The 24,768-nt window shown below is 71.6% G+C and carries 24 protein-coding genes; 11 read left to right on the top strand and 13 right to left on the bottom strand.

Annotated elements, in window-relative coordinates; all coding sequences use genetic code 11:
* Positions 1-35 precede the first annotated feature (35 nt).
* From AB0A94_RS20265 to AB0A94_RS20230, 8 genes are all read right to left on the bottom strand, one after another.
* Complete coding sequence (locus AB0A94_RS20265) at positions 36-458, bottom strand: rhodanese-like domain-containing protein (RefSeq protein WP_361746098.1); 423 nt, start codon at positions 456-458, stop codon at positions 36-38.
* On the bottom strand, positions 455-988 hold the full coding sequence (locus AB0A94_RS20260) for a cysteine dioxygenase (protein WP_361746096.1): 534 nt from the start codon (positions 986-988) through the stop codon (positions 455-457). The genes AB0A94_RS20265 and AB0A94_RS20260 overlap by 4 nt, the downstream gene beginning before the upstream one ends.
* Before the next feature lie 85 nt (positions 989-1,073).
* Positions 1,074-1,145, bottom strand: coding sequence for a putative leader peptide (locus AB0A94_RS20255; protein ID WP_311710492.1), 72 nt, complete (start codon positions 1,143-1,145; stop codon positions 1,074-1,076).
* Positions 1,146-1,246: 101 nt separating this feature from the next.
* A complete protein-coding gene (locus AB0A94_RS20250) occupies positions 1,247-2,860 on the bottom strand; it encodes an FAD-dependent monooxygenase (RefSeq protein ID WP_361746094.1) in 1,614 nt (537 codons plus the stop codon).
* Between the two features lie 293 nt (positions 2,861-3,153).
* Complete coding sequence (locus tag AB0A94_RS20245; RefSeq protein ID WP_217128358.1) at positions 3,154-4,062, bottom strand: amino acid ABC transporter permease; 909 nt, start codon at positions 4,060-4,062, stop codon at positions 3,154-3,156.
* Positions 4,059-4,724 (bottom strand): amino acid ABC transporter permease, encoded by a 666-nt coding sequence (locus AB0A94_RS20240; RefSeq protein ID WP_217128384.1) that lies wholly within the window; start codon positions 4,722-4,724, stop codon positions 4,059-4,061. Before AB0A94_RS20240 ends, AB0A94_RS20245 begins: the two co-directional genes overlap by 4 nt.
* An 84-nt stretch (positions 4,725-4,808) precedes the next feature.
* Positions 4,809-5,651, bottom strand: a complete 843-nt coding sequence (locus AB0A94_RS20235) for a glutamate ABC transporter substrate-binding protein (protein WP_361746091.1) — start codon at positions 5,649-5,651, stop codon at positions 4,809-4,811.
* Positions 5,652-5,731: 80 nt separating this feature from the next.
* The gene (locus AB0A94_RS20230) at positions 5,732-6,508 is read right to left on the bottom strand and encodes an amino acid ABC transporter ATP-binding protein (RefSeq protein ID WP_361746089.1); all 777 of its coding nucleotides are present in this window, start codon (positions 6,506-6,508) and stop codon (positions 5,732-5,734) included.
* A gap of 285 nt (positions 6,509-6,793) precedes the next feature.
* On the opposite strand from AB0A94_RS20230, the gene AB0A94_RS20225 reads away from it, so the two are divergent.
* Positions 6,794-7,480 carry a response regulator transcription factor gene (locus tag AB0A94_RS20225; protein ID WP_361746087.1) on the top strand — a complete coding sequence of 229 codons (687 nt, stop codon included), beginning with the start codon at positions 6,794-6,796 and terminating at the stop codon, positions 7,478-7,480.
* A 9-nt stretch (positions 7,481-7,489) separates the two neighbouring features.
* Positions 7,490-8,923 (top strand): HAMP domain-containing sensor histidine kinase, encoded by a 1,434-nt coding sequence (locus AB0A94_RS20220; protein ID WP_361746085.1) that lies wholly within the window; start codon positions 7,490-7,492, stop codon positions 8,921-8,923.
* Here AB0A94_RS20220 and AB0A94_RS20215 read toward each other — a convergent pair.
* Positions 8,902-9,897: a TAXI family TRAP transporter solute-binding subunit gene (locus tag AB0A94_RS20215; RefSeq protein WP_361746083.1), complete on the bottom strand. Its 996-nt coding sequence runs from the start codon at positions 9,895-9,897 to the stop codon at positions 8,902-8,904. The two genes, AB0A94_RS20220 and AB0A94_RS20215, sit on opposite strands and share 22 nt — an antisense overlap.
* 87 nt (positions 9,898-9,984) lie before the next feature.
* Here AB0A94_RS20215 and AB0A94_RS20210 point away from each other — a divergent pair, with 87 nt between their 5' ends.
* The 3 genes from AB0A94_RS20210 to AB0A94_RS20200 all read left to right on the top strand — a co-directional run bounded on the left by AB0A94_RS20210 (position 9,985) and on the right by AB0A94_RS20200 (position 12,916).
* A complete protein-coding gene (locus AB0A94_RS20210) occupies positions 9,985-10,392 on the top strand; it encodes a MazG nucleotide pyrophosphohydrolase domain-containing protein (RefSeq protein WP_361746081.1) in 408 nt (135 codons plus the stop codon).
* Between the two features lie 239 nt (positions 10,393-10,631).
* Positions 10,632-12,149, top strand: coding sequence for a tRNA (N6-isopentenyl adenosine(37)-C2)-methylthiotransferase MiaB (miaB, locus tag AB0A94_RS20205; protein WP_361746079.1), 1,518 nt, complete (start codon positions 10,632-10,634; stop codon positions 12,147-12,149).
* 50 nt (positions 12,150-12,199) lie between these two features.
* Positions 12,200-12,916 (top strand): class III extradiol dioxygenase subunit B-like domain-containing protein, encoded by a 717-nt coding sequence (locus tag AB0A94_RS20200; RefSeq protein WP_361746077.1) that lies wholly within the window; start codon positions 12,200-12,202, stop codon positions 12,914-12,916.
* A 74-nt stretch (positions 12,917-12,990) separates the two neighbouring features.
* Here AB0A94_RS20200 and AB0A94_RS20195 read toward each other — a convergent pair whose 3' ends face one another.
* Both AB0A94_RS20195 and AB0A94_RS20190 read right to left on the bottom strand, forming a co-directional pair.
* On the bottom strand, positions 12,991-13,263 hold the full coding sequence (locus AB0A94_RS20195) for an antitoxin (RefSeq protein ID WP_361746075.1): 273 nt from the start codon (positions 13,261-13,263) through the stop codon (positions 12,991-12,993).
* 23 nt (positions 13,264-13,286) lie between these two features.
* Positions 13,287-13,550 (bottom strand): hypothetical protein, encoded by a 264-nt coding sequence (locus AB0A94_RS20190; protein ID WP_361746073.1) that lies wholly within the window; start codon positions 13,548-13,550, stop codon positions 13,287-13,289.
* Between the two features lie 182 nt (positions 13,551-13,732).
* On the opposite strand from AB0A94_RS20190, the gene miaA reads away from it, so the two are divergent.
* From miaA to hflX, 6 genes are all read left to right on the top strand, one after another.
* Entirely contained in the window at positions 13,733-14,671 is a 939-nt protein-coding gene (gene miaA, locus AB0A94_RS20185; protein ID WP_361746071.1) for a tRNA (adenosine(37)-N6)-dimethylallyltransferase MiaA, read from the top strand.
* A gap of 108 nt (positions 14,672-14,779) precedes the next feature.
* Positions 14,780-15,286 carry a hypothetical protein gene (locus AB0A94_RS20180; protein WP_361746142.1) on the top strand — a complete coding sequence of 169 codons (507 nt, stop codon included), beginning with the start codon at positions 14,780-14,782 and terminating at the stop codon, positions 15,284-15,286.
* 67 nt (positions 15,287-15,353) lie between these two features.
* Complete coding sequence (gene dapF, locus AB0A94_RS20175) at positions 15,354-16,223, top strand: diaminopimelate epimerase (protein ID WP_361746069.1); 870 nt, start codon at positions 15,354-15,356, stop codon at positions 16,221-16,223.
* 299 nt (positions 16,224-16,522) lie between these two features.
* Positions 16,523-18,685 (top strand): HD domain-containing protein, encoded by a 2,163-nt coding sequence (locus AB0A94_RS20170; RefSeq protein ID WP_361746067.1) that lies wholly within the window; start codon positions 16,523-16,525, stop codon positions 18,683-18,685.
* Between the two features lie 100 nt (positions 18,686-18,785).
* Positions 18,786-20,333, top strand: a complete 1,548-nt coding sequence (locus tag AB0A94_RS20165; protein ID WP_361746065.1) for a M1 family metallopeptidase — start codon at positions 18,786-18,788, stop codon at positions 20,331-20,333.
* A 159-nt stretch (positions 20,334-20,492) separates the two neighbouring features.
* The gene (hflX, locus tag AB0A94_RS20160; RefSeq protein WP_217128343.1) at positions 20,493-21,986 is read left to right on the top strand and encodes a GTPase HflX; all 1,494 of its coding nucleotides are present in this window, start codon (positions 20,493-20,495) and stop codon (positions 21,984-21,986) included.
* A 68-nt stretch (positions 21,987-22,054) separates the two neighbouring features.
* Here the strand turns inward: hflX and AB0A94_RS20155 are convergent, their stop codons facing one another.
* Both AB0A94_RS20155 and AB0A94_RS20150 read right to left on the bottom strand, forming a co-directional pair.
* Positions 22,055-23,263 (bottom strand): hypothetical protein, encoded by a 1,209-nt coding sequence (locus tag AB0A94_RS20155; RefSeq protein ID WP_361746063.1) that lies wholly within the window; start codon positions 23,261-23,263, stop codon positions 22,055-22,057.
* Between the two features lie 132 nt (positions 23,264-23,395).
* Positions 23,396-24,610 carry a hypothetical protein gene (locus AB0A94_RS20150; RefSeq protein WP_361746061.1) on the bottom strand — a complete coding sequence of 405 codons (1,215 nt, stop codon included), beginning with the start codon at positions 24,608-24,610 and terminating at the stop codon, positions 23,396-23,398.
* Positions 24,611-24,768: the final 158 nt, after the last annotated feature.

Below are 24,768 nucleotides of genomic sequence, written 5' to 3'. Positions count from 1 at the left end.
CGGTGACACGGCACCGGCCGCTTTCCGTGCGACGCCTACGCGGGCGGTGCGGGCACCACCGGCAGGCCCGCTGCCCGCCAGGCCTGGAAGCCGCCGCTCAGGTCTGTGGCCCGGTGCAGGCCCAGGCGGTGCAGTGACTCCGCGGCGAGGCTGGAGGCGTAGCCCTCGTTGCAGATCACCACGACACGCAGGTCGTGGCTCGTGGCCTCCGGGAGGCGGTGGCTGCCCCGCGGGTCCAGACGCCACTCCAGTTCGTTGCGTTCGACCACGAGAGCCCCGGGAACGAGCCCGTCCCGGTCCCGCAGCGCGGCGTAGCGGATGTCCACCAGCAGCGCCTCACCGGTCCGTGCGGCCTCGTACGCGTCCCGGGGGCCGACGCGCTCGTAACCGGCGCGCACCCGCTCCAGCAGCTCGTCGATGCCCACGGCGCCGCCGGCCGGTTCGTTCGTCCCGCTCACTGCCAGTCCTCCGGGCGCTCGACCTGCTCCAGACGGAGGATCCGGCCGCTGCGGCTGTAGCGGCGGATCCGCGGCAACGGCGGATAGTAGGCGTGCACGGAGACCGCGTGCCGGTCCGGGGACTCGTTGAGCACCTCATGGACGTGATGCCGCCCGAAGGCACGCCCCTGCCCGGATCCCAGCCGCCGTTCCCGGTCCACGCCGTCCGTGAGTTCCAGGGTCGTCCAGCCGTCAGTGGGCAGCCGTACGGCGAGCGCGTTCTCCTTCAGCTCGCCCGACGCGGTCATGAAGGCACCGACGGAGTCGGCGTGGTCGTGCCAGCCGGTGCCGGTGCCGGGCGGCCAGCCGATCAGCCAGGCCTCGCTGCCACCGGGCCCGTCGAGCCGCACCCAGGTGCGTCCCTCGGGATCGAGCGGAAGGGAGGCGATCAGTCCGGCGTCGGCGGCGGTACGCCGTACGAAGTCGAGGAGGTCCGCCTGCGTGGGCGCGGAGACGGGAGCCGGAACGGGGGAGGAGACAGACACGTGCACCGTCCTGGAAGAAGGTTCGCGGAGGCGCGCGGCAGCGGCGTACGGGACGACGAACGGCGCGCGGGGAGGAAGGGAGAGACGCGAATCAACAGGACGGACGACACACGCAGCCCGCATAGCGGACGAGGTCCATATGGACCCTCCGCCACAGGTGCACACAGGTGTCGGTCACGAGCGGAGTACACCACGGGGCCGCACACCGATTCAACTCGTCGTCACCCTGCGGACCGCAGGATGACGACGACTCGGCCGGGACCCTCAGCGCGACCCGGCCCCCGCGTCGGCCCTGGCCTCGGCCTCCGCGGCGGCGGGCCCGCCGACCGCCGCTTCCGCCGCCGCGTACAGATCCGCCGGCCGGACCCCGCTCAGCGCCGTCACCAGATGACCGTCGGGGCGTACCAGGAGCACGGTGTGGGCCGCCGCCCCCGGGTAGCTCTCGGCGACCAGCAGTTCGGCCCGGTGCGGCAGCGCCGAGACGGCCGCCGCCAGCCGGGGCATGATCCCGGCGGACACCCAGTGCCGGCGCTCCCACACCCCCGTACCGGGCGCGATCAGCACCACCAGCAGCGCACCCCGGCCGAGCCGGTCCCGCAGCCGGACGAAGGTGCCGTCCTCCGCCGTGACCCGTACGTCCGTCACCGCCGAACCGGGAGCCGTTCCGATGGGCACCTCGCCCTCGAGGCGGCCGGGAGCGAGCGGCGAGTCGGCGTACGTCCCCGGCGCACCCAGCGCGCCCCGCCCCAGATGACCGTCCATCAGCAGGGTGTCGTGCCCCCGCGCGGACCCGGGAACGTAGGAGCGCAGCCCTCCGCCGCCGCGCACCAGCGGCAGCGCCTGGTCGGCGGCGCGCAGCCGGGCGGCGACGATGGCCCGGCGCTCGGTCTGGTAGCTGTCGAGCAGCGCCTCGTGCGGACCGTGGTGCCAGGCCAGCGCCAGCTTCCAGGCGAGGTTGTCGGCGTCGCGGAGCCCTTCCTCCAGCCCGTGCGTGCCCAGCGCGCCGAGCAGGTGGGCCGCATCCCCGGCGAGGAACACCCGGTCGGCCCGCCAGCGTCGGGCCAGCCGGTGGTGGACGGTGTGCACCCCGGTGTCCAGCAGGTCGTACGGCGGGGTCGGACCGTCGGTCCAGCCGGCCAGGGTCTCCCGGACCCGGCCCAGCAGCAGTTCGGGCGTGACCAGGTCCTTGCCCGGCGGCAGCAGCCAGTCCAGGCGCCACACCCCGTCCGGCAGCGGGCGCGCGGTGATCTCCCCGGCAGAGGGGCCGGACGTGCGCCACGGTGGTGTGCGGTGCAGCAGCACCTCGTCGTACCAGGGAAGTTCGGTGCGCAGGGCGGCCACGGCGTGACGTTCCACCGCGGTGCGGCCGGGGAAGCGGATGTCCTGGAGCTTGCGCACGGTCGAGCGCGGGCCGTCGCAGCCGACCAGGTAACTGCCCCGCCACCAGGTGCCGGTGGTGCCGCGGGTGTGGGCGGTGACACCCGAGGGCTCCTGCTCCATGGCGTCCAGCCGGCTGTCCACGACGACCTTGACGAGCCGCTCGCCGGCGAGGGCCGCACGCAGGGCATCCGTCAGGACGTGCTGGGCGAGGTGCAGGGGCGCGGGATCGGTGTCGCCGAAGGCGACCTCGGCTGTCACCTGCTTGCGCCGCATCGACCGCCATCCGGCCCACCGGACACCGGCGTGTGCGAGCGGCATTCCGGTCAGTCGCTCCATGAACGCGGCGGTCTCCTCGCGCAGGACGACCGTGCGCGCCGGACGGGGTTCGTCCTTGCCCGGTCCTTCGTCGAGGACCACGCACGGCACGTCCTGGCGTGCCAGCGCCAGCGCGAGGGTGAGCCCGACGGGCCCCGCTCCGACGATGATCACCGGATCCACGGCGCGGCGCCCCCTGCTCGAAGTGACGCCCGAAGGGACGTGGAGGAACAGGAAGATGGAGCAGGGTGCACGATCACAGAACGTATGCAACCTATTGCCGGTGCTTGCGTCAAGTGACCGAAGGACAGTGGCGATCATGAAGTGGGGCGGGGCTCGTCACATTACTTGACTGTTCATCACACGAGCCCGGGGTGCACCGCTCCTCCGTACCGCTGAGGTCGGCCGGCAACGCGACATGACTGTGGCCCGCCGGGAAGCGGCGGGCCACAGTCATGCCGTGTGTCAGGCGTGCGTCACTTCTCCGCGCCGGTCTTGTACACGTTCCCGACCTCGGCCGCGTTGAGGTCGTCCACTTCCTGCGCGCCGACGACCGCGCCCGTGCTCTTCTTGCTGCGCCTGAGCCTCGCCTCCAGCCAGCCGGCGAAGGTCGTCAGGGCGAAGTTGAGCGCGATGAAGATGACGGCCACGACCGTGAAGCTGGCGATGACGTTGGCGCCGTAGTAGCCGCTCATCGTGTTGGCCGAGGCGAGCAGTTCGGGGAAGGTGAGGACGGCGCCGCCGAGGGCGGTGTCCTTCACGATCACGACGAGCTGGCTGACGATGGCCGGAAGCATGGCGGTGACCGCCTGCGGCAGCAGGATCCCGCGCATCAGCTGGCCCTTGCGCAGCCCGATCGCCATGGCCGCCTCGGACTGGCCCTTGGGCAGGGACAGGATGCCGGCGCGCACGATCTCCGCGAGGACGGAGGCGTTGTAGAGCACCAGACCCGTGACGACCGCGTACAGCGGGCGGTCGTCGGAGCTGACGTCGGTGTACTCGGCGAACAGGGCGAGGCCGAAGATCATCAGGACCAGGACGGGGATGGCCCGGAAGAACTCGACCACGATTCCGGCCGGTACGCGGATCCATGCGTGGTCGGACAGCCGGGCGATGCCGAGGGCCGCGCCGAGCGGCATCGCGATGAGGACCGCGAGCACGGCCGCCTTCAGCGTGTTCTGCAGACCCGGCCAGATATACGTGGACCAGGCTTCGGTGCCGGTGAAGAACGGTTCCCACAGGGACCATTCCAGCTGGCCCTTGTCGTCGAGAGTGCTGAACACCCACCACAGCAGGGCGGCGAGGGCGGCCAGGAAGACCACCGTGAAGATGATGTTCCGCCGCTTGGCGCGAGGCCCCTGGGCGTCGTAGAGAACGGAGCTCATCGCTTCACCGCCACCTTCTTGCCCACCCAGCCGAGGATCAGGCCGGTCGGCAGCGTCAGAACCACGAAACCGAATGCGATGACCGCGGAGATCAGCAGCAGTTGCGCCTCGTTCTCGATCATCTCCTTCATCAGCAGGGCGGTCTCCGCGACACCGATGGCGGCGGCCACCGTGGTGTTCTTGATGAGCGCGATGAGCACGTTCGCCAGCGGCCCGACGGACGAGCGGAACGCCTGGGGCAGCACCACCAGGCCCAGCACCTGGTTGAAGCTGAGACCGAGCGCGCGGGCGGCCTCCGCCTGGCCGACCGGCACCGTGTTGATGCCGGAGCGCAGCGCCTCGCACACGAAGGCCGCGGTGTAGAGGATCAGACCGAGGACGGCGAGCCGGAAGTTGATCGTCTCGAAGTCGTCCGCGCCGAGACTGACGCCCAGCGTCTGGTTCAGACCCAGCGACGTGAACAGGATGATGACGGTCAGCGGGATGTTCCGCACGATGTTCACGTACGCGGTCCCGAAACCGCGCATCAACGGCACCGGGCCGACGCGCATGGCGGCCAGCAGAGTGCCCCAGATCAGGGAGCCGACGGCGGAGAGCACAGCGAGCTGCACCGTCGTCCAGAAGGCCCCCAGCAGGTCGTAATCTTCAAGAAAGTCGAACACGATCTCCCGCGCTTCCGCGTGTAGGGATGCCCGCCCCGGTGCGCCGCCCCGCATCCGGGACGGCGCACCCTGTCAGGCGTTGCCTCAGCTCTTGATGTCGCCGATCTTCGGCGCGGGCTCGTTCTTGTAGTTGGCCGGGCCGAAGTTGTCCTTGACGGCCTTGTCCCAGGACTTGTCGGCGACCATCTCCTCGAGGGCCTTGTTGATCTTGTCCTTGAGGTCGCTGCCCTTCTTGACGCCGATGCCGTAGTTCTCGTTGGTCAGCTTGAAGCCGCCGAGCTTGAACTTGCCCTTGAACTGCGACTGGGCGGCGTAACCGGCGAGGATGGAGTCGTCGGTGGTCAGCGCGTCGACGGCACCGTTCTGCAGACCGGGCAGGCAGGCGGAGTACGTCGGGTACGGCTGCAGTTGCGCCTTGGGGGCCAGCTTGTCCTTGACGTTCTGCGCCGAGGTCGAGCCGGTGACCGAGCAGAGCTTGGCGTCGTTCAGGTCCTCCGGCGACTTGATCTTGTCGTCATCGGCACGAATCAGCACGTCCTGGTGGGCGAGCAGGTACGGGCCGGCGAAGTCGACCTTCTCCTGGCGCTCCGGGGTGATCGAGTAGGTGGCGGCGATGAAGTCGACGTCACCGCGCTGCAGCATGGTCTCGCGGTCGGCGCTCTTCGACTCCTTCCACTCGATCTGGTCCTCGTCGTAGCCGAGCTTCTTGGCGACGTACGTGGCGACGTCCACGTCGAAGCCCGCGTAGCCCTGCGGGGTCTTCTGGCCGAGACCCGGCTGGTCGAACTTGATACCGATGGTGATCTTGTCGCCGCCCCCGGATCCGGAGTCGCCCTTGTCGCCGCTGTCGTCGCCACCGCAGGCGGTAGCGGTCAGGGCGAGAGCGAACACGGCGGCCGAGGCGGCGGTGACCTTGCGGAGCTTCATGGTGCACATCCTTTGACTGGTGAAGTGATGCGGCCCGGGCGGTGTCCGGTGGCGCAGGTCGTCAGGGCGCGAGGCGCGCCTCAGTGGTGAAGGATCTTCGACAGGAAGTCCTTGGCGCGGTCGCTGCGCGGATTGCTGAAGAACTGGTCCGGCGAAGCCTGTTCGACGATGCGACCGTCCGCCATGAAAACCACGCGATTCGCCGCCGAACGGGCGAATCCCATCTCGTGGGTGACGACGATCATGGTCATGCCGTCCCGGGCGAGCTGCTGCATGACCTCCAGCACCTCGTTGATCATCTCCGGGTCGAGAGCCGACGTCGGCTCGTCGAAGAGCATGACCTTGGGTTCCATCGCCAGGGCCCGCGCGATGGCGACACGCTGCTGCTGACCACCGGAGAGCTGTGCGGGGTACTTCTCGGCCTGCGCGCCCACGCCGACCCGGTCGAGCAGGGCACGGGCCCGCTCCTCGGCCGCCTTCTTGTCCTTCTTGCGGACCTTGACCTGGCCCAGCGTCACGTTCTCGAGCACGGTCTTGTGCGCGAAGAGGTTGAAGGACTGGAAGACCATGCCCACGTCGGCCCGCAGCCGGGCGAGCTCCTTGCCCTCGTGGGGCAGGGGCTTGCCGTCGATCGAGATCGCCCCGGAGTCGATCGTCTCCAGACGGTTGATGGTGCGGCACAGGGTGGACTTCCCGGACCCGGAGGGTCCGATGACCACGACGACTTCGCCACGGGCGATCGTCAGGTCGATGTCCTGGAGTACGTGCAACGCGCCGAAGTGCTTGTTGACGCTCTTCAGGACGACCAGATCGCCGGTCGCGGCCACATCTTCCTTGGCCACCGATACTTCGGTCATCGCTCTCAGGCTCCGTCCTCCTCGGTTTCGGAGGACAGTAGTAACCCACTGGACCTGCGTCATTACATCTGAGGGGAATCTGAGCATCACGATCCGATAGCAATCGGACACCTGTCGTAGCACTTGTGAGCAGGGGTGATTTCGGCCGGGTAACGGTACGGAAGAGCAACCGGAACCCTCTTGACGCCGTCCTCGTCCATCAGCGTCACTGCAAGGTGCACGCGCACGTGCGCGCGTTTTTGTACACATGGAGAGCGTACGGCCGATGAACCGAAGGGGGCCCTGGTGAGACTGCTTCTCGTCGAGGACGACAACCACGTCGCCGCCGCCCTGTCGGCGGTACTGGCGCGGCACGGATTCGACGTCACCCACGCGCGCAGCGGCGAGGAGGCGCTCCAGGCGCTCGTCCCCGAGGGCAACGGCTTCGGTGTCGTCCTGCTCGACCTGGGGCTGCCCGACCAGGACGGCTACGAGGTCTGCGGCAAAATCCGCAAGCGCACCAGCACGCCGGTGATCATGGTCACCGCGCGGTCCGACGTGCGCTCGCGCATCCACGGCCTCAATCTCGGCGCCGACGACTACGTGGTCAAGCCGTACGACACGGGGGAGCTCCTCGCGCGGATCCACGCCGTCAGCCGGCGCACCGTCCACGAGGAGGCCACGGGCAGTACGGAGACCGAGCTGCGGCTCGGCCCGGTCCGCATCGAGCTGCCGACCCGCCAAGTCAGCGTGAACGGTTCGGTCGTCCAGCTGACCCGCAAGGAGTTCGACCTGCTCGCCCTGCTCGCCCAGCGGCCGGGGGTCGTCTTCCGCCGGGAACAGATCATCAGCGAGGTGTGGCGCACCAGCTGGGAGGGAACCGGGCGCACCCTGGAGGTGCACGTCGCCTCCCTGCGGGCCAAGCTCCGCATGCCCGCCCTCATCGAGACCGTGCGCGGCGTCGGCTACCGGCTCGTCGCGCCCGCGGCGTAGCGGGGCCGGGTGCACACGCGGCTGCTTCCGCTGCTCATCGTCCTGATGGCGGCCGTCCTGCTCGCCCTCGGTGTCCCGCTGGCCGTCAGCCTGGCCGGCGCGGAGCAGCAGGAGGTCGTCGTCGACCGGATCGACGACACGGCACGGTTCGCGGCCCTCGCCCAGTTCGTCACCGAGCCCGTCGACCCGGCCGGCGGCGACATCAACGAGCGCCGCGAGACGCTCAGCAGCGAGCTCCACAGCTACCACGAGGTCTACGGCATCCGCGCGGGCGTCTTCTACCGCAACGACTCGCCCATGGCGCACGCGCCGGACGACTGGTTCCTGCCCCGCACGGGCGAGGTGCGCGACGCCTTCGAGGAGGCGCTGCTCAGCCGCCGCAGCCACGACCCCGAGCAGGTGTGGCCGTGGCAGCGGCGCAGCCTGGTGGTGGCCTCGCCGGTCATCCGGGACGGTGACGTCGTCGCGGTCGTGGTCACCGACTCACCCACCGGACAGATGCGCTCCCGCATCCTCCAGGGCTGGCTGGTCATCTTCGCGGGGGAGGCGGCCGCGATGCTGCTGGCGGTCGGCGCGGCCCTGCGGCTGACCGGCTGGGTGCTCAGGCCCGTACGGATCCTGGACGCCACCACCCACGACATCGCCACCGGACGGCTGAAGTCCCGGGTCGCGGCGGCCGGGGGACCGCCGGAACTCAGACGGCTCGCCCGGTCGTTCAACGAGATGGCGGACAACGTCGAGAGCGTGCTGGAGCAGCAGCGCGCCTTCGTCGCCGACGCCTCGCACCAGCTGCGCAACCCGCTCTCGGCGCTGCTGCTGCGCATCGAGCTGCTCGCCCTGGAGCTGCCCGAGGGCAACGAGGAGATCGCCTCCGTGCGGGCCGAGGGCAAGCGCCTTGCGCAGGTCCTGGACGACCTGCTGGACCTGGCGCTCGCCGAGCACAGCGAGGCCGACCTCCAGGTCACCGACATCGGCGCCCTGACCGCCGAACGGGTGGCGGCCTGGTCGCCCACCGCCGAGGCCAAGGGCGTCCGGCTGACCGGAGCCTGCCCGGCGACGACCGCGTGGGCCGACCCGGTGGCGCTGTCCAGCGCCCTGGACGCGGTGATCGACAACGCGGTGAAGTTCACGCCCGGGGGCGAGACCGTCGAGGTCGCCGTCACCTCCAACGGCGACGCCTCCACCGTCGTGGTCACCGACAACGGTCCGGGCCTGACCGAGGAGGAACTGACCCGCGTTGGCGACCGCTTCTGGCGCAGCGGCCGGCACCAGAACATCAAGGGCTCGGGCCTGGGCCTGTCCATCTCCCGGGCACTGCTCGCCGCGGGCGGCGGCTCGATCGCGTACGAGCGTCACGAACCGCACGGACTGCGGGTGACCGTGACGGTGCCGAGGAACGCCCCCACGGGCGAGGTGACGGATCAGGGCTTGACGGACCGGTAGTACCGGCGGGCGCCCTCGTGCAGCCGGAGCGGGTCGGTGTAGATCGCCGTGCGTACGTCGACCAGCTGCGCGGAGTGGACGTGCGCGCCGATGCCGTCCCTGCTCTTGAGCACGATGCGGGTGAGCCACTCCGTGAGGCGGGGGTCGGCGTCCGCCCGGGTGATCAGGAGGTTGGACACCGCCATCGTCGGGACGGCCGAGCCGAGCTGACTGCCCGGATAGGCCGATTCCGGCATGTTGGTGGCGCGGTAGTAGCGCGTGGCGCCGCCCTGTTCGTGCAGCGCGGAGACGAGGTCGGCGCCGATCGGCACGAACCGGAGCGCGGACTGCTCGGCGAGCGTCTTCAGGCCGTCCGTGGGCAGTCCGCCCGACCAGAAGAAGGCGTCCAGACCGTGTCCGAGCCGCTCCGGGCCGGTGTCGATGCCGTCGGGGGAGGGCCTGATGTCCGTCTCCGGGTCGATGCCGGCCGCCCGGAGCAGGCGGTTGGCGATGAGCCGGACGCCCGACTTGGGCGGACCTATGGCGACCCGCTTGCCCCGCAGGTCGTCGACGGTCTTGATGCCCGAGTCGGGCGCGACGGCGAGCTGCACGTAGTCGTCGTACAGGCGCGCCACCCCGCGCAGCCGGTCGGCGCCCGGCCGGCCGCTGAGCCGGTACGTCTCCACCGCGTCGGCCGCGGCGATCGCGAAGTCGGCCTCCCCGGTCGCCACGCGGCGCACGTTCTCCTGCGAGCCGTCGCTCGTCTTCAGGCGTACGTCGAGGTCGGGCATGTGCTTGCCGAGCGAACTGCGCAGGAGCACGCCGTACTTCTGGTAGACCCCCGCGCGGGTGCCCGTGCTCAGCGTGATCGTCCCGCCGGGCGGCTCCTCGCTCCAAGGCGCCAGCCACCACAGCAGCAGTCCGAGCGCCACGAAACCGGCGGCCGCGCCCCGTAGGGCCCGTCGCCTGCCGATCCGGGACAGCGTGTGGGACATGCGCGCGATCCTGCCAGCCCGGGTGCCCGCTGACCAGGGCGGAGCTCACAGCAGGGGGCTGTCACGGGCGGCCGCTACAGTCGCGGCATGAGTTCTTCGCCCGCCGACCTGGTCCGCGACTTCCACCGTGCCTTCGGGCTGGACGCCCGCGACGTACCGTCCGAGGTCTCGCCGGAACTCGCCGCGCACCGCGGCGAGCTGCTCGCCGAGGAGGCCCAGGAGGTCGCCGAGGTGTCGGTGACGGGCCCGCTCGACCGGCTCGCGCACGAGCTGGCCGACGTCGTCTACGTCGCGTACGGCACCGCGCTGGTCCACGGCATCGACCTCGACGCGGTGATCGCCGAGATCCACCGCTCCAACATGAGCAAGCTGGGCCCCGACGGCCAGGTCAGCCGCCGCCCCGACGGCAAGGTCCTCAAGGGCGACCACTACGCGGCCCCGGACGTGTCGGCGGTGCTGCGGCGGCAGGGGTGGGTGCCGCGCGGGGAGTCCTGAGCGGATGCGCCCGGCCGCGCCGCCGACCGGTGCGGCGGTCGTCGGTCTCGGACCGGCTGCGGCCGGTCCGGGGGCGAGGGCGTGCGGCTCGTGGTGGGTCCGAGGGGGGAGAGCGCGCGGCTCGTGGTGGGTCCGGGGTACGCGGTGGTGCCACGGGTCCGGGCACGCCACCCGGCCGTGCGGGGCCGACGGGCCGCCGCGGCGGTAGGCGGTCCGCGGCACCGCCTACCCTTAGGGGCATGAGCAGCATCGACCGGAGCCAGTCAGCGGGCGGCACGCGCACCTATGAAGTACGCACCTACGGGTGCCAGATGAACGTCCACGACTCCGAGCGATTGTCCGGGCTGCTGGAGGACGCGGGCTACGTCCGCGCCCCCGAGGGTTCCGACGGCGACGCGGACGTCGTCGTCTTCAACACCTGCGCCGTCCGTGAGAACGCCGACAACAAGCTGTACGGCAATCTCGGTCACCTCGCCCCGAAGAAGGCGAGCCGCCCCGGCATGCAGATCGCGGTCGGCGGCTGCCTCGCGCAGAAGGACCGCGACACCATCGTGAAGCGGGCGCCCTGGGTCGACGTCGTCTTCGGCACGCACAACATCGGCAAGCTGCCCGTCCTCCTGGAGCGCGCCCGCGTGCAGGAGGAGGCGCAGGTCGAGATCGCGGAGTCGCTGGAGGCGTTCCCCTCCACGCTGCCCACCCGGCGCGAGAGCGCGTACGCGGCCTGGGTGTCCATCTCCGTCGGCTGTAACAACACCTGCACCTTCTGCATCGTCCCCGCGCTGCGGGGCAAGGAGAAGGACCGCCGCCCCGGCGACATCCTCGCCGAGATCGAGGCCCTGGTCGCCGAGGGCGTCTCCGAGATCACCCTGCTCGGCCAGAACGTCAACGCGTACGGGTCCGACATCGGCGACCGCGAGGCGTTCAGCAAGCTGCTGCGGGCCTGCGGGAAGATCGACGGCCTGGAGCGCGTCCGCTTCACCTCGCCGCACCCGCGCGACTTCACCGACGACGTCATCGCCGCCATGGCCGAGACGCCGAACGTCATGCCGCAGCTGCACATGCCCCTGCAGTCCGGCTCCGACCCGGTGCTGAAGGCGATGCGCCGCTCCTACCGGCAGGAGCGCTACCTCGGGATCATCGAGAAGGTCCGTGCCGCCATCCCGCACGCGGCGATCAGCACCGACATCATCGTGGGCTTCCCCGGCGAGACCGAGGAGGACTTCGAGCAGACCCTGCACGTCGTCCGCGAGGCCCGCTTCGCGCAGGCGTTCACCTTCCAGTACTCCAAGCGTCCCGGCACCCCGGCCGCCGAGATGGACGGCCAGATCCCCAAGAAGGTCGTCCAGGAGCGCTACGAGCGTCTCGTCGCCCTCCAGGAGGAGATCTCCTGGGAGGAGAACAAGAAGCAGGTCGGCCGCACCCTGGAGCTGATGGTCGCCGAGGGCGAGGGCCGCAAGGACGGCACCACCCACCGCCTCTCCGGCCGCGCCCCCGACAGCCGCCTGGTGCACTTCACCAAGCCGGAGCAGGAGGTGCGCCCCGGCGACGTGGTCACCGTCGAGATCACGTACGCCGCCCCGCACCACCTCCTCGCCGAGGGCGCGGTGCTCGGCGTGCGCCGCACCCGCGCGGGGGACGCCTGGGAGAAGCGGAACACCGAGAAGGCGGCGCGGCCCGCGGGCGTGCTGCTCGGCCTGCCCAAGGTGGGCGTGCCCGCACCGCTGCCGGTGGCCACCGGGGGCTGCGCCGTCGACTGACCCCGTGAGGCGGCGGCACCGTTCCGGGCCGCCGCAGTAGGCTGCTGATCATGCTTGTCGCCGCCGCAGTCTGCCCGTGCCCGCCGCTGCTCGTGCCGGAGGTCGCCACCGGGGCCGCCCCCGAGCTGGACACCGCGCGGACCGCGTGCACGGACGCGCTGGGCGTGCTCGCCGCCGCCCGGCCCGATCTGCTCGTGGTCGTCGGGCCGGGGGACGGTGCCGGGCCCGAGTCCTACCCGGAGGGCACCCCGGGATCCTTCCGGGGCTTCGGCGTCGGCCTGGACGTACGGCTGGGGCCGGCCAGGGGAGTGCCGGCCCGGCGGGAACTCCCGTACGGGCTGGCCGTGGGCGCCTGGCTGCTGGGCCGCACCGGATGGGCGGACGCCCCCGTGGAGGGACTGGCCGTGGGGGAGTCCCTCACGGCCGAGCGGTGCGCCGAGGCGGGGGAGGCCGTTGCCGGCCGGGCGGAACGGGTCGTGCTGCTGGTGATGGGCGACGCCAGCGCCTGCCGCACGCTCAAGGCACCCGGTTACCTCGACGAGCGCGCGGCCCCCTTCGACGCGGAACTCGCGCGCGCGTTGGGCGCGGCCGACATCGGGGCCCTGCGCGCGCTGGACACCGGGCTGGCGCGCGAGCTGAAGGTGTCCGGCCGGGCCCCCTGGCAGGTACTCGCCGGCGCGGCGGCCGGGAACCCGGACCTGGAAGGCGCGCTGCTCTACGAGGACGCCCCCTACGGGGTCGGCTACCTCGTGGCCACCTGGACGTAGGCGGTCCGCCGGGAGAACGCGGCGGACGGCCGGGAGCGCTCGGTGTGCTCCGCGGTCGTCCGTCGGTGTGCCGCTCAGGAAGCGGGCGGCGGCCCGGCCGGCGGCGTGGTGGTGCCGCCCGCGCCCGAGCCGGGGTCCTTCTTGTGAGCGAGCCGGTCCACGGCATCCTTGGCCTTGCCCGTACCCGTCTGGATCCGGTCGCTGTACTTGCCCTTGGTCCGCTCGTCGACGGTCCGCGCGGCCCTGTCCAGGCCGTGCTGGATCCTGTCCTCGTGCTGGTGCGCGAGGTCGGAGACCTTGTCCCTGGCCGGGCCGAGCCTGGCCTTCAGATTGTCCAGGAGACCCATGACATACCTTCCCTCACGGCCGTCTACGTGCGGGCGCCCTCACCGCTCTCGCTGCCGGCCGCCTCGGCGGACTGCTGCTTGGGGATCTCGACGGTGTCGGTGCCGGTGACCTCGTCGGCCTCCTTCTCCGCCGGCCCGGTGGTCTCCGGCGCCTCGGCCGACCCCTCCGGCTGCGCGGCCCCGGCCGCGCTCTCCGTGCCGGCCCCGGCTTCGCCGGCCGGGACCTCCGCGGTCCGCGTCTCCTCCGTGGCCTTCGACCTCCGAAAAAGCCGTGCAAAAACGCCCATATCCACTCCATACGTTACTCGTGCGGGCGAAATTCCGCGTTGCCCGGTGCGTCCGTTCGTGTGACCCGGGCCGCCGCCCCTGCGATCCGGCGGCAGGAACCTCGCAACGGGCAACGACCCGGTGGCTGTCGCGTCACGTAACCCGTTCGAGAGTCGGCCGGGAGGTTTGCGAGACTGGATCGGTGAGCAGCGCACCCCCCGCCCCCCGCGTCATCGCCGTCGTCGGACCCACTGCGGCCGGAAAGTCCGATCTGGGCGTATTCCTGGCCCAGCGACTCGGCGGCGAAGTCGTCAACGCCGACTCCATGCAGCTCTACCGGGGGATGGACATCGGCACTGCCAAGCTGACGCCCGGGGAGCGCGGCGGCGTCCCGCACCACCTGCTCGACATCTGGGACGTCACCGTCGCCGCGTCCGTCGCCGAGTACCAGCGGCTGGCCCGGGAGCGGATCGACGCGCTGCTCGCCGAGGGGCGCTGGCCCGTCCTCGTCGGCGGTTCCGGCCTCTACGTCCGCGGTGCCGTCGACAACCTGGAGTTCCCGGGCACCGACCCCGAGGTCAGGGCCCGCCTGGAGGAGGAGCTCACGCTGCGCGGCCCGGGGGCGCTGCACGCCCGCCTCGCCGTGGCGGACCCCGAGGCCGCACGGGCGATCCTGCCGGGCAACGGCCGCCGCATCGTCCGCGCGCTCGAGGTCATCGAGATCACGGGAAGACCGTTCACGGCCAACCTCCCGGGCCACGACTCGGTCTACGACACCCTCCAGATCGGCGTCGACGTGGCCCGCCCCGAGCTGGACGAGCGGATCGCCCGCCGGGTCGACCGGATGTGGGAGGCCGGCCTGGTGGAGGAAGTGCGCGCACTTCAGGCGCAGGGGTTGCGCCAGGGGCGCACGGCGTCGCGCGCGCTCGGCTACCAGCAGGTGCTCGCGGCGCTCGCCGGGGAGTGCACCCTCGAAGAGGCGCGGTCCGAGACCGTTCGTGCCACCAAGCGCTTCGCGCGCCGTCAGGATTCGTGGTTCAGGCGCGACCCCCGGGTGCACTGGTTGAGTGGGGCCGCGGCGGACCTGACGGAACTTCCGCAGCTCGCGTTGTCGTTGGTCGAACGACCGGTTACAGCCTGATCACGTCATGGCATCGGGACGCCCAGGCCGTCATCCGGGCCTGTGGCGCCGTGCCATCATCGAGCTTCGATCGACCAAGTGGAGTCCTAGTTGGGAGGGCGCGTGGCGATGGAGGCCGGCCCTCGCGACACCGCACACGGCACCGAACACCTCACCACCGGGCGGGGTGCACCGGAGCAGGAGGCGACCGACCGCCTCAGTCCGGACGGACCGGACGAGACGCAGGGCGGCGTGACCGACGACGGCCCCGAGCCGGACGAGATGTTCGCGGGCGGCGACGAGGTCGAGGTCGAGCTGCGCCCGCAGCGCCGGCTGCGCATCTGGCAGCTCGCGCCCATCGTCGGGCTGGCCGCTGTCGGCTCCCTGATGTTCGCCTTCCCGCTCGCCTTCGACTTCGGCGACAGCGGCGCCGTGATCGCCATGCTGGGGCTGCTGATCTGCTCCTGCGCGGCCGGCTGGGGCATGATGGCCGCCCGCAGGGTGGGCTCCACCTGGCCGGGCCTGCCGCCCCGGGGTTCCGGAGGCAGACCCGACTGGCGGGTCGTGGCCGCCTACGCCGTGATGGTCGCCGCGGTGGTGGCCCTGGCGGTCTGGCGGGTGGCGAGGCTCCGCTGACGTCTCCCCGCGTGCGGTGGTCCACCGGCGGCGACGCGCTGTCACCGGCACCCCTTACGATCGAGGGATGAGCACGCGGATCGCCTTCCTCAAGGGACACGGCACGGAGAACGACTTCGTGATCGTCCCGGACCCCGAGAACGCCGTCGACCTGTCCCCGGCCGCCGTCGCCGCCCTGTGCGACCGCCGCGCGGGCATCGGCGGCGACGGACTGCTGCACGTGGTGCGGTCCGCGGCACACCCCGAGGCGCGGGCCATGGCGGCGGAGGCCGAGTGGTTCATGGACTACCGCAACGGCGACGGCTCGATCGCGGAGATGTGCGGCAACGGAGTGCGGGTGTTCGCGCGCTACCTCCAGCGCGCCGGACACGTGTCCGAGGGGGACATCGCGGTCGCCACGCGCGGGGGCGTGAAGACCGTGCACATCGCCAAGGAGGGTGACATCACCGTCGGCATGGGCCGGGCGCTGCTCCCCGAGGGCGACGTCACCGTGAGCGTCGGCGGGCGCAGCTGGCCGGCGCGGAACGTGAACATGGGCAACCCGCACGCCGTGGCCTTCGTGGACGACCTCGCCCACGCGGGCGATCTCCTCACCCCGCCCCCGTTCAGCCCGGCCGCCGCCTACCCGGACGGCGTGAACGTGGAGTTCGTCGTCGACCGCGGCCCGCGGCACGTGGCGCTGCGGGTGCACGAGCGCGGATCCGGCGAGACCCGCTCCTGCGGCACGGGCGCGTGCGCGGTCGCCGTGGCCACCGCCCGCCGCGACGGCGCAGACCCGGGGGTCACCGGCACCCCGGCGACGTACACCGTGGACGTGCCCGGCGGCACCCTCGTGATCACCGAACGGCCCGACGGAGAGATCGAGATGACCGGCCCGGCGGTGATCGTCGCCGAGGGCGTGATCGAGCCCGAGTGGCTGGAGAGCGCCCTGCGCTGACCGGGGCGTCGGCTGGGTATCGCAGTTTCCGGCCTGAGTGATGCGAGCATCCGTAGGTGCGGAAGGGTTACCGCCTTCAGGATCATGGAGGGTTTCGGGCTCGATGGCGTGAAAGAGGCTACCGGCCGGCCTTCGCTCGAAGGGGTGATCCGTTTCACGCTCGGCCGGAGGCGGTCAGCCCGAGGGGGTCCGGCTCGGTAGCATCAAGCACCGGCCCGGACGGGGGGCGAACGCCGCCCCCCGAGCCCGAGTCCGTCCTGGGGCACGCCGTCCGCCGGTCCACGCAGCCGGAGGTGCCCATGAACGCGGAGGCCGTGAACCCTGCGACCCCAGGCCCTGTGACATCTGGTCACGTCACACCCACGGGGTCGCGCAGGAAGGCCCGTTCCCGGCTCGACCTGCGCCGACTGGGCCGCGCCGCGCTGCTCGGCCCCACCGCCCGCGACCGGCTCCCCGACGCCATCGGACACGTGGTCGACGCCCACCGCGCCCACCACCCCGACGCCGACCTCGAACCCCTGCGCCGCGCCTACCTCCTGGCCGAGTCCTCCCACCGCGGCCAGATGCGCAAGAGCGGTGAGCCGTACATCACGCACCCGCTCGCGGTGACCCTGATCCTCGCCGAACTCGGCGCCGAGACAACGACCTTGACCGCCTCCCTACTCCACGACACCGTCGAGGACACGGAGGTGACGCTGGACCAGGTGGGCGAGCAGTTCGGCGAGGAGGTCCGCTATCTCGTCGACGGCGTCACCAAGCTGGAGAAGGTCGACTACGGTGCCGCCGCCGAGCCCGAGACCTTCCGCAAGATGCTCGTTTCCACCGGCAACGACGTCCGCGTGATGTCGATCAAACTCGCCGACCGGCTGCACAACATGCGCACCCTCGGCGTGATGCGTCCCGAGAAGCAGGAACGCATCGCCAAGGTGACACGTGACGTCCTGATCCCCCTCGCCGAACGGCTCGGCGTCCAGGCGCTCAAGACGGAGCTGGAAGACCTGGTCTTCGCGATCCTCCACCCCGAGGAGTACGAGCACACACGCGAGTTGATCGTCCGCAACGCCGCCCGCGCGGACGACCCGCTCGCCGACGTCGCCGACGACGTGCGCAAGGTGCTCCGCGAGGCCGGCATCACCGCCGAAGTCCTCATCCGCCCGCGCCACTTCGTCTCCGTGCACCGCGTGTCCCGCAGACGCGGCGCGCTGCGCGGCGCCGACTTCGGCCGTCTGCTGGTGCTGGTGAACGAGGACGCCGACTGCTACGGCGTCCTGGGCGAGCTGCACACCTGCATGACGCCCGTGGTCTCGGAGTTCAAGGACTTCATCGCCGTACCGAAGTTCAACCTGTACCAGTCGCTGCACACCGCGGTGGCCGGTGCGGACGGCCAGGTCGTCGAGGTCCTCATCCGCACCCACCAGATGCACAAGGTCGCCGAGGCCGGAGTCGTCGCCCTCGGCAACCCCTACGCCGCACCGCCGGAGGAGCAGTCCGCGAGCGACGGCGAACGTGTCGACCCCACCCGGCCCGGCTGGCTCTCCCGATTGCTGGAATGGCAGCGGGCCGCGCCCGACCCCGACACCTTCTGGTCCACCCTGCGCGAGGACCTCGCCCAGGACCGCGAGATCACCGTCTTCCGCCCCGACGGTGGCTCACTGGGCCTGCCCGAGGGGGCGACCTGCGTGGACGCCGCCTACGCGCAGTACGGTGAGGACGCCCACGCGTGCATCGGGGCCAGGGTCAACGGCCGGCTGGCGACACTGAGCACCGTCCTCAAGGACGGCGACACCGTTCAGTTGCTGATGGGCCAGGACGCGGCCTCCGAGCCCTCCAGGGAGTGGCTGGAGCACGCCCACACCCCCGCCGCGCGGATCGCCATCCAGCGGTGGCTGACCGCCCATCCCGCACCGGACGAGGCGCCCGGGACCGAGTCGGAGGAGGCCGCCCGGCCGCTCGCCGACGACCCCGCCCCGTCACCGGCTCCGGATGCTCCGGCCCCCGGCCGTCCCACCCCCGCCCAGATCCTGGCCGACCGGGCCGGCGCGACCGTACGGCTCGCCGGCTGCTGTACGCCCGTACCGCCCGACGAGGTGACCGGCTTCGCCGTGCGCGGGGGGACGGTCACCGTGCACCGGACCGGGTGCGCCGCGGTGGCGCGCATGAAGAGTGCGGGGCGCGCGGAGGTCGGCGTGCGCTGGGGGGAGGGCGCCGAGTGCCGGGTCACGCTGGTCGCGGAGTCCTTCGTCCGTCCGCATCTGCTGGCGGACCTCACCGAGGCCATGGCCCTCGAAGGCGCCGAGATCGTCTCCGCGACCGTCGAACCCCCGGACCGGCAGCAGGTGCGGCACACCTACACCGTGCAGCTGCCGGACGCCGCCCACCTGCCCGTTCTCATGCGCGCGATGCGCAATGTGGCCGGCGTGTACGACGTGAGCCGGGCTCAGCCGCAGGCTCCGGGCGCCTGACCGGAGCGCGGAGCGTCCGAGCGGCGGTGTGATTACCCGATCGGGTGGGTCGGGAGCGCGCCGTCACCGCGACGCACACGCGCCCTGATAGCCGTGGGGAATGCTGCGCACCCCCCACAGACGAACCCTCCGCACCGGAACCGGTCGCGCACGGCACCGCCGGACGGCCACGGCGCTGCTCGCCCCCGCCGTCTCCGTCTGCCTGATCGCCGCGAGCGCCCCCGCCGTCCCGCTCGGTATCGGTGACCGGCTCTTCCCGTACCTGGGCAACCCCGGCTACGACGTGCTGTCGTACGACATCGCCCTCGACTACCCCGGCCGCAACGACCGGCCGCTCCGGGCCGTCACCACGATCGACGCCCGCCTCACCGCCGACCTGGACCGGATCAACCTCGACTTCGCCCACGGCACGGTCCACTCCGTCGAGGTCGACGGCGGTCCGGCCGGTTTCACCAGTGTCGGAGAGGACCTGGTGATCACACCCACGGACGACCTGGACGAGGGCGGGCGGGCCCGGATCACCGTCCGGCACACCAGCGTCCCCGTGGCCGCCGAGGACCGCGAGGGCGGCTGGGTGCGCACCGCGGACGGCCTCGTCATGGCCAACCAGGCCGACGCCGCCCACCTGGTGTTCCCGTGCAACGACCACCCCTCGGACAAGGCGGTGTTCACCTTCCGGATCACCGCACCCGACGGCCACACGGTCGTCGCGAACGGCCTGTCGGCCGGCGCCGACCGCACGCGCGGGTCCACCACCTGGACGTACAAGACCCTGCACCCCATGGCGACCGAACTCGCGCAGGTCTCCATCGGCCGTTCCACCGTCGCGCACCGCACCGGCCCGCACGGGCTGCCCCTGCGGGACGTCGTGCCCACCGCGCACCGCGCGGAGCTCGAACCGTGGCTGGCGAAGACCCCCGCCCAGATCTCCTGGATGGAGGAACGGGTCGGCCGCTACCCGTTCGAGACCTACGGCCTGCTCCTCGCCGAGGCGTCCACCGGCTTCGCGCTGGAGACCCAGACCCTCTCCCTCTTCGAACGCGACCTGTTCACCGATCCCGCCCTCCCCGCCTGGTACGTCGAGTCGATCATGGTGCACGAGCTGGCCCACCAGTGGTTCGGTAACAGCGTCAGCCCCCGCACCTGGTCCGACCTGTGGCTCAACGAGGGCCACGCCACCTGGTACGAGGCGCTGTACGCCCAGGAGCGGGGCGGCGGGTCCCTGGACGAACGCATGAAGGCCGCCTACGAGGCGTCCGACGGCTGGCGCGCGGCCGGCGGGCCGCCCGCCGCGCCGAAGCCCCCGGAGCCCGGCCGGAAGACCGGCATCTTCCGGCCGAACGTCTACTCCGGCGCCGCGCTCGTGCTGTACGCCCTGCGCGAGGAGATCGGCCGCGCCGCCTTCGAGCGCCTGGAGCGCGACTGGGTCACCCGCCACCGGAACGGCACCGCCACCACCTCCGACTTCGTCCGGCTCGCGTCCCGCGTCGCCGGACGCGACCTGACCGGCTTCCTGCACCCCTGGCTGTACGGGGCCACGACCCCGCCGATGCCCGGCCGTCCCGAGTGGAAGTCCGCGACCCGGGCCGCGACGCCCGCCCGACGGCCGCTCCCGCCCGCGCATCGACCGGGCGGGAACCGGGAATAACACGGTGACGAGACGGGCCGTACCGTGCGACCATCGTCAGGTCCGCGCCCCTCCGGGACCGGGAATCTCCCGGGCGCCCCGGACGTTGTGGACAGTGACGGAGGGTCCCACGGACCGGCTCCGTCGCCGCAGAAGGTTTACCGACGACGTAAGGACCCAATGACCTCCTCTTCTTCCCCTTCCCAGGACACCAAGCGCCTCGCGCACACCTATCCCGAGGGTCTTCGGGCCGATGCCCTGATGGAAGAGGACGTCGCCTGGAGCCTCGACATCGACGGAGAGCGGGACGGCGACCAGTTCGACCGCTCCGAGCGCGCGGCCCTGCGCCGTGTCGCGGGCCTCTCCACCGAGCTCGAGGACGTCACCGAGGTCGAGTACCGGCAGCTCCGCCTGGAGCGGGTCGTGCTCGTCGGGGTGTGGACCTCGGGAACCGTGCAGGACGCGGAGAACTCCCTGGCCGAGCTCGCCGCCCTCGCGGAGACGGCCGGCGCCCTCGTCCTCGACGGCGTGATCCAGCGCCGCGACAAGCCCGACGCCGCCACCTACATCGGCTCCGGCAAGGCCGAGGAGCTGCGCGACATCGTGCTCGACACGGGCGCGGACACCGTCATCTGCGACGGTGAGCTCAGCCCCGGCCAGCTGATCCACCTCGAGGACGTCGTCAAGGTCAAGGTCATCGACCGTACGGCCCTGATCCTGGACATCTTCGCCCAGCACGCCAAGTCCCGAGAGGGCAAGGCGCAGGTCGCGCTCGCGCAGATGCAGTACATGCTGCCGCGGCTGCGCGGCTGGGGCCAGTCGCTGTCCCGGCAGATGGGCGGCGGCAAGGGCGGCGGCCTCGCCACCCGCGGTCCCGGTGAGACCAAGATCGAGACGGACCGGCGCCGGATCCGCGAGAAGATGGCGAAGATGCGCCGGGAGATCGCGGAGATGAAGACCGGCCGCGAGATCAAGCGCCAGGAACGCAAGCGCCACAAGGTGCCGTCCGTGGCCATCGCGGGCTACACCAACGCGGGCAAGTCCTCGCTGCTCAACCGCCTCACGGGGGCGGGCGTCCTGGTCGAGAACGCCCTGTTCGCGACCCTCGACCCGACCGTGCGCCGGGCCGAGACCCCGAGCGGCCGGCTGTACACGCTGGCCGACACGGTCGGCTTCGTCCGGCACCTGCCGCACCACCTGGTCGAGGCGTTCCGCTCCACCATGGAGGAGGTCGGCGACGCCGACCTGATCCTGCACGTGGTGGACGGTTCCCACCCGGTCCCGGAGGAGCAGCTGGCGGCCGTGCGCGAGGTGATCAGGGACGTCGGCGCCACCGACGTACCCGAGATCGTCGTGATCAACAAGGCCGACGCGGCCGACCCGCTGACGCTCCAGCGGCTGCTGCGGGTGGAGAAGCGTTCCATCGCGGTCTCGGCCCGCACCGGCCGGGGCATCGCGGAGCTGCTGGCGCTGATCGACAACGAGCTGCCCCGCCCGTCCGTGGAGATCGAGGCACTCGTGCCCTACACCCACGGCAAGCTGGTCGCCCGCGCCCATGACGAGGGCGAGGTGATCTCCGAGGAGCACACCCCGGAGGGCACCCTGCTCAAGGTCCGGGTGCACGAGGAGCTGGCGGCGGAACTCACGCCGTACGTTCCCACCCCGGCCGGCTGAACCACGCACGGCAGGACGAAGGCCCGCCCCCCGCTCACGGCAGGGGGCGGGCCTTCGCTGCGTGCGGATCACCGACCGCCGTAGGTCTCGCTCATGTTCTGGTACAGCGCCTCGGCGTCCTCGCCGAGCTGCGGGCCCGCCAGCCAGGTGTTGTCCATCGGGCCGATCGAGGTGTTGGAGACCAGCACCGTCTTGCCGTTCAGCACCCGGAACCAGCCGCCGCCGGACGAACCGCCGGTCATGGAGCAGCCGATGCGGTACATCGTCGGCAGGTCCGCGCTGAGCGAGAACCGTCCCGGGGCGTCGAGGCACTTGAACATCTGCAGCCCGTTGTAGGGCGGGGCGGCCGGGTAGCCCCAGGCGCCCATCTCACCCGCCTCCGCCGCGGACGGCGCGGAGAAGTCCACGTCCAGCGCGGCGCCGACCGTCTCCTCCAGGGACTTCGACCCCTGCTCCGGCTTCACGTGCAGCACGGCGTAGTCGTACGCGGCCCCGTCGCCGCCGGACTCCGAGCCGCCCTGGATCCAGCCGTTGGAGGTCGAGGCCCAGTCCGCCCACCAGTTGCCGTAGGGAGCGATCTCGGAGGCGCTCGCGCTGCCCAGGTCCGCCTCCGACTTGCCGAGGTCGTTGTAGGCCGGCACGAAGACGAGGTTGCGGTACCAGCCACCGTCGCCGCCGGCGTGGACGCAGTGCCCGGCCGTCCAGACGAGGTTGGACTTGCCCGGGTGGTTCACGTCCTTGATGACCGTGCCGGAACAGACGGCGGGGCCCTCCGGGGAGTCGAAGAACACCTTGCCGACCGGCGCCGCGTTCTCGTGGTACGGCGTCTTCTCGGCCTCCGCCCGGACCTGGGTCGGCTCCGGGTCACTGACGCCCTGGGCCGCCGACGCGTCCTTGACCGAGACGGTCTTGTCCGCCTCCTTCGCGGACCGCATCCGGTCGGGCTTCCACAGGCCCTCGATCACCGGATTGACGAAGTCCTCGGCCTCACTGAGCCACTTGTCCTTGTCCCAGTCCTGCCAGGCGCCGTCCTTCCACTTGTCGACGTCGATCCCGTGCTCCTTGAGCCGGTCCGCGATGTCGGACGGGATCCGCACCTCGCCGCCGTCACTGTCGGCGGCCTGGGAGGCGGCGGCGTCGGGCTTGTCGTTCGCCTCACCCTCCCCGGAACCGCCGCAGGCGGTCGCGGTGAGCGCCAGGGCGGCGACGAGCCCGGCGGCGTTGAGGACGGTACGACGGCCACGCCCGAGTGGCGCGGACGTACGTGTGGAACGCATGGTGCGATGACCACCCCCGTTGAAGTGAATGAACGTCCTGCCGCGCGTGCGTGGATCCCTCGGGCCACGGCACCGGGTGCCGTCGCCCCGACCGGTCCCGCGCGCGGCGACACGCGGGACCGGTCGCGCCGGTCACTGACCGGCGAACTTCTCGCTGACCGCGTCGTACAGGCCCTTGGCCTCGTCACCCAGTCGCGGGCCGGCCAGCCAGCCCGACGTCACCGGGCCGATGGAGGTGTTGGACACCAGCGCCGGCTTCCCGTCCGAACCCGTCGCGACCCAGCCGCCACCGGACGAACCGGCGGTCATGCTGCACCCGATGCGGTACATCGTCGGGTCCGACGCGCCGAGCGACAGCCGTCCGGGCTCGTCCTGGCAGCGGTACAGCGTCTGGCCGTCGTACGGCGGGGCGGCCGGGTAGCCGATCGCCGTGATCTCCTCCACCTCCGGCACCGCGGGAGCGCCGAAGTCCACCGGCAGCGCAGAACCGACCGTCTCCTCCAGCGACTTGCCGTCGCTGCCCTTCTCCGGCGTCACATGGATGACCGCGTAGTCGTACGAGGCGCCGTCACCGCCCGTGGAGCCGCCCTGCTCGATCCACTGGTCCGAGGTCTGCGCCCAGTCACCCCACCAGACGCCGTACGGGGCGACCTCCTCCTTCGTGGCGGTCTCCAACTCCTTCGCCGACCTGCCCGAGTCGTTGTACGACGGCACGAAGGCGATGTTGCGGTACCAGCCGCCCTTCTTGCCCGCGTGCACGCAGTGGCCCGCCGTCCACACCATGTTGGACTTGCCCGGGTTGGCCGGGTCCTGCACCACCGTGGCCGAGCAGACCATCGTGCCCTCGGGCGAGTCGAAGAACACCTTGCCCGCCGTGGGGGCGTTGGCGTGGTACGATGGCGCGACGGCCTCCGCCTGCACCGGCTCCGGAGTTGGGTCCGTCACGCCCTGGTCACCGGAGATGTCGCTCTCGTCGACCCCCTGGTCCGGCTCCTCGGCGTCCCGCATGCGGTCCGGGTCCCACAGGTCCTCGATGATCGGGTTGACGTAGTCCTGCGCCTCGCGCAGCCAGTCGTCCTTGCTCCAGTCCTTCCAGGCGCCGTCCCTCCACTTGTCGAGGTCGATCCCGTGCTCCTTGAGCCGGTCCTTGATGTCGTCCGGGATCTTGAGCTTGCCGTCGTCGGCGGCGGTCGCGGAGGCCCCGGCGCTCGCGTCGGTGTCCCCCGACTCGCAGGCGGTGGCGGTGAGGGCGAGCGCCGAGGCGAGTGCGACAGCCGCCAGAACGGGGGAGGTCCGGCGCGCCCGCCCTCCTCGGCGAGTGGTGGACGACGGCCGTATGGATCGCATGATCTGACTCCCCCTGGAACGAACGGACTTGGTGCTTCGGCCGTGGTCCCGCCCCTGGTCCGAACGGAGTTCGGGGTCGCTCCCACGGCCTTCGGGAACGGCACCACACACTATGCGCTCGCTGTGGGGGACGTCGGACGGAACGGCAACGGTTCGGC

It is taken from the genome of Streptomyces sp. NPDC044984 (genome assembly GCF_040646935.1).
Classification (GTDB): domain Bacteria; phylum Actinomycetota; class Actinomycetes; order Streptomycetales; family Streptomycetaceae; genus Streptomyces.
Note: the sequence above shows the minus strand (reverse complement) of the source record. Positions and strands in the feature narration are given on the sequence as shown.